This is a genomic window from Mesobacillus sp. (assembly GCF_049588175.1).
In the GTDB taxonomy this organism is placed as follows: domain Bacteria; phylum Bacillota; class Bacilli; order Bacillales; family Cytobacillaceae; genus Mesobacillus.
This window is the reverse complement of sequence record NZ_JBAVFI010000548.1, coordinates 1-3,498: the sequence shown is the minus strand read 5'-3', so window position 1 is coordinate 3,498 and position 3,498 is coordinate 1. Positions and strand designations below refer to the sequence as shown.

The following is a 3,498-nucleotide window of genomic DNA, read 5'->3' as shown; positions in this document are numbered from 1 at the left end:
ATTTAAAGATTATTGGGGGTGCATACATATGGAAATCTCAGAGATTTATAGTGACTTACCGATACTAGAATCAGATAGACTTTTACTGAGGAAAATAACTTTCGAAGATGCAGAGGACATGTTTGTTTATGGTTCAGATCCAGAGGTATCAACATATGTAACCTGGAGTCCACATCAAACATTAACGGACACGAAAGAATATATCGATTTTATCTTAAACCAGTATGAGGCTGGGAGAATTGCCCCTTGGGGACTCGAGTATAAAGAAACAGGCAGATTAATTGGTACGATTGACTTTGTCTCATGGAATACAAATCATCAATTTGCTGAAATTGGCTATGTCATTGCCCGCGAGTATTGGGGAAAAGGGGTTACAACAGAAGCAGCGAAAGAACTGATCAGATTCGGTTTCGAAAAAATGAATTTAGTCCGGATACAGGCAAGATGTTTTGTTGAAAATATCGGATCCGAGAGAGTAATGGAGAAGGCTGGAATGAGCTTTGAAGGCATTATTAGGAAAGGGATGCTCATCAAAGGGAAACACTGGGATTTAAAGATGTATTCCATTCTTAAGGAAGAGTATGTTTCTATAAAATAACATTTTAATAAATCATCTCCTAAAAAACACATAATCGGAATAATGGCATGGATAATAATATCCATGCCATTTAAAATTCCACTTTTATCACTTTTTCTTTATTTAATTCTTTTTTATTGTGATCAAAAACCTTACTTGTGGTGATCGAAAAGGTTCTGATATCTGGTTTTTCAATAATAAACCCTAGATTTCCTGCTTTCTTTTCACCAGGTGCGAATTGACCATTAAGTTCTTCCAGGTAGATTTCTTCTTCCCAGGTTCTCTGCTCGCCAAGGTCTGTAACTATTTGAGCAATTGGTGCGAAGTTCAGTGCCTGGCCAGAAGTGTTCTCGACTTCTAAGAAAACTTTTACAAAATCAAACGTCTCATCATGGGTGTAGCTGTGAAAAAAATCCACCATACTATATGAAGGACGATAATGAATGACTTTTACTTCTTTAATCGTCAATTCAACTGGTCCAACCTTTACTCTATCTTCTAATTTTTTATAAGCTTTTAACTCGGCTTCGCCTTTTTCATCGGAAACAGTATTACCGACCTGTACAAGCTGACGATCATCAGTTACCTGAGGATTAGGGACATAATCACTGGCTTCCTTTCTGGAAGGAGAACTTTTTTTCTCAGATGGATTTGTTACAGGATTTTCACTCTGTTTTTGATCAGAGGACTCATTTTGATTAATTTCCTGAGTACAACCAACAAGCGTACCAAATATCAGTAAAGTCAAAATATAATATCTCATATGGCACCTACCGGTAATTGATAGGCAAACTTCCCGCTGCCGATAGGGCAACGGGAAACCTGTCCATGATTATTTGTCTTCAATCACGATTTCTTTATTTCCTTTTTCCAATATGCTGAAAACATGCTTTGCAAGATCAGTGTTTTCAATCTTTCCTACAAGACGCTCTCGGCTAGGACCGAAGGCATAAACGTTAACATCTTCACCTGTATGTCCGCTTGTTGTCCATCCGGTATTAGATCGTTTATTTATTATCGCTTCAATCGCATTATCAATCTCGAGTACCTTGTTAGAAGCAGCTGCCACTTTGACTGAATTGATTTCATCGGCTGTCAAATCAAGCTCGATGTACTCTTTAAGCGTATCTTCCACATCCGCATCCCCTGCAATTTCTTTTGCTATAAAGTCAGGAGTTCTTTTGAAGGATTTAATCGGTTCAGTAAACCAGTTGTAAATGCCATCTGCACCGATCGTAAATCCTCCAGTAGAGTGGTCAGCAGTTGCGATGACAAGGGTGTGCTTATCCTTCTTGGCAAATTCAACAGCTGCTTTGAAGGCCTTTTCATAATCTTCCATTTCACTCATTGCACCCACGATATCATTATCATGGGAAGCCCAGTCAATCTGGCTGCCTTCAACCATCAGGAAAAAGCCATCTTTGTCTCGATTCAGTCTTTGAATTGCTGAATTTGTCATGTCTTCAAGAGAAGGATGTTCTTCTGTACGGTCGATCATTTTTGGAAGTTCCCTTGGAGCAAAAAGACCAAGGATCTTCCCATTTTTGTCTTTTTGCAATTCCTCTTTGGTTGAAACAAAACTATACCCATCTTTCTTAAATTCCTCGATAAGGTTTCTGTCGGCCCGGTCAAAAAGATCGGCTCCCCCGCCTAAAAGAACGTCAACCTTGTGCTGGCCATTGATCAAGTCATTATAATAGTCATCTGCTATCGCATTCATATTTTTGCGATGTACGTCATGTGCACCAAATGATGCTGGTGTAGCGTGAGTAATTTCAGAGGTAGCAACAAGTCCAGTTGCTTTACCTTTTTCCTTTGCTGTTTCTAAAACCGTTTTAACTTCGGACTCGTCATTATCAACGGCTATAGCTGCATTATAGGTTTTTACACCAGCGGACATAGCTGTTGCGGATGAGGCAGAGTCAGTAATATTCTGTTCTGGATCTTCTGCATAGGTCGATTGCTGACCGACGAGATATTTATCGAATTCTGTCTTCTCTGCATACTTTGTACTTGGATCATCTTTTAGATAGCGGTATGCAGACGTATGAGCAGGTCCCATACCATCCCCAATCATGAAAATAACATTTTTAATTTCAGGACCTTCGTGATGATGTTTCCCTTTAGCCTCAGCAGTAAAAGTACCCGCTAGGCTTCCTATCGCCAATGAAGAAATGACTGCAAAAGGTATAAGCTTTTTTTTGATGTTCTTCTGCATTTTCTTATCCCCTCCAATTGCTAGATTTCAAGCTTAATTATAGTATATTTTTAGAAAATTTCATTTTTTAACAAAGAATTAAATTCTCTGTAATGGACTTGGGTATGGGATTATTTGCATAGAAAGATGAACATATTAGAACTATTGAATTATCTTTCAGAAGAACTAATGATTATATTTATAGAGTTATAGTCTTGGAAAAGCGAGAAGCGGATAAAAATAATTATATTTAATGACAAAAGATGTGTTTTTTAAGAATGAACAAAATCCAATTTAACATCTGCCTAGAAGTTCTTAGAGAGAGATCTTGATACAATCATAATGAAGGAAGTTGGTTAGTAAGCCTTCATGTGATTGAATACAGCCAAGAGCCCAGAATTCTGCTCGAAGGTGATAATTCCCATCTGGGGTGGCATTCATTTAATCCATTACATAAGCTAATTAAAGACAGGAACGGATGTCCAGATCCTGTCTGCTATTGATATGATAACAAGCGAAAATTAGGATTGTGCTTTTTAGCAAGCAGGGGTAAGATGTAAGAGGTGAAAAAAGAGAGGAGTTGGTATTGTTGGGTTATTCAATAGAGCCTGATCCCGAGAGGCGCGGGGAAGTCGATCATCTCTTAGAATTGATATTATTGAATGCTGCAAGACTATCAACTCTTGTAAAAGGTAGTTGGCTTCCTCAATAAGAAATGAGGAGG

The 3,498-nt window shown here is 38.3% G+C and carries 3 protein-coding genes; 1 reads left to right on the top strand and 2 read right to left on the bottom strand.

Going from position 1 to position 3,498, the window contains the following annotated elements:
* The first annotated feature begins 28 nt into the window (after positions 1-28).
* Positions 29-598 (top strand): GNAT family N-acetyltransferase, encoded by a 570-nt coding sequence (locus tag WB217_RS13460; RefSeq protein WP_423993726.1) that lies wholly within the window; start codon positions 29-31, stop codon positions 596-598.
* A 70-nt stretch (positions 599-668) separates the two neighbouring features.
* Here the strand turns inward: WB217_RS13460 and WB217_RS13455 are convergent, their stop codons facing one another.
* On the bottom strand, positions 669-1,340 hold the full coding sequence (locus WB217_RS13455) for a DUF4352 domain-containing protein (protein WP_423993725.1): 672 nt from the start codon (positions 1,338-1,340) through the stop codon (positions 669-671).
* A gap of 69 nt (positions 1,341-1,409) precedes the next feature.
* A complete protein-coding gene (locus tag WB217_RS13450) occupies positions 1,410-2,795 on the bottom strand; it encodes an alkaline phosphatase (protein ID WP_423993724.1) in 1,386 nt (461 codons plus the stop codon).
* Positions 2,796-3,498 lie beyond the last annotated feature (703 nt).

Excerpts from the sequence above, each read along its gene's own strand:
- WB217_RS13450 (WP_423993724.1), bottom strand. The coding sequence starts at position 2,795 with ATGCAGAAGAACATCAAAAAAAAGCTTATACCTTTTGCAGTCATTTCT.
- WB217_RS13455 (WP_423993725.1), bottom strand. The coding sequence starts at position 1,340 with ATGAGATATTATATTTTGACTTTACTGATATTTGGTACGCTTGTTGGT.
- WB217_RS13460 (WP_423993726.1), top strand. The coding sequence starts at position 29 with ATGGAAATCTCAGAGATTTATAGTGACTTACCGATACTAGAATCAGAT.